General features: G+C 68.8%; 1 protein-coding gene. It reads right to left on the minus strand.

The window, feature by feature from the left end:
- Positions 1–684: transposase family protein (locus CCN29_RS32405; protein WP_086686091.1), on the minus strand; the 684-nt coding region annotated here is incomplete at its 3' end.
- Positions 685–794: the final 110 nt, after the last annotated feature.

Below are 794 nucleotides of genomic sequence, written 5' to 3' on the forward strand. Positions count from 1 at the left end.
GAGGAGCCGCCAGGACTTGAGGGTGGCGACGGCCTGCTCGACGAGGGCCCGGATCTTCGCGTGGGACCGGTTCACCGCCTGCTGGCCTGAGGAGAGGGTCTCCCACCGCCCCCAGCACGGGACGCGGACCGTGCCCCCGGCACCTCGGTATCCCTTGTCGGCCCAGCACGAGACGCCGGCCTCTGCCAGGGCGTCGATGATGCCGTGTTCGCGGGCCGCGCGGATGTCGTGGACGGCACCGGGCAAAGCCGGTGATGCCCACAGCAGCCGACCGAAGGGATCGGCGATGACCTGCACGTTCATCCCGTGCTTCTTGTGTTTGCCGGAGTAGAACGGCCGGTCCGCAGCGATGCGGTCGATCGGCAGGAGCGTGCCGTCCAGGATCAGATACGCCTTTGCTGAAGCTGTCCGTACCGCGTCGGCCAGACTGGGGGCGAGAGCGGCCAGGATCTCGACCGCCTCGGTGACATAGCGGTAGGCCGTCGTGGTGCCGACGCCGAATCCGGCGGCGAGCTGGGCATAGGTGTGTCCCACCCGGAGATGGGCGAGGGTGAGCAGGGCCTGGCGGCCGGCGGTCAGGCGCCGCCACCGGGAGCCGATCACGCGGCGGTGGCGCCGCAACTGCTGCGCGAGGAAGCGGAGGGCGGAGCTGGACACGTCGACGCCCGACGGGTAGACAAGCACGTGAAGCCTCTGGTGGAGACGGTTCTCTTGGTCGAAAACCCATCTACCAGGGGCTTCACCTCGTTGTCAGCCCAACTGGCCAGCCTGAGCGCCAGGTTGGAAAACGCTCA

The organism is Streptomyces pseudogriseolus (assembly GCA_002154585.1).
Lineage (GTDB): Bacteria > Actinomycetota > Actinomycetes > Streptomycetales > Streptomycetaceae > Streptomyces > Streptomyces pseudogriseolus.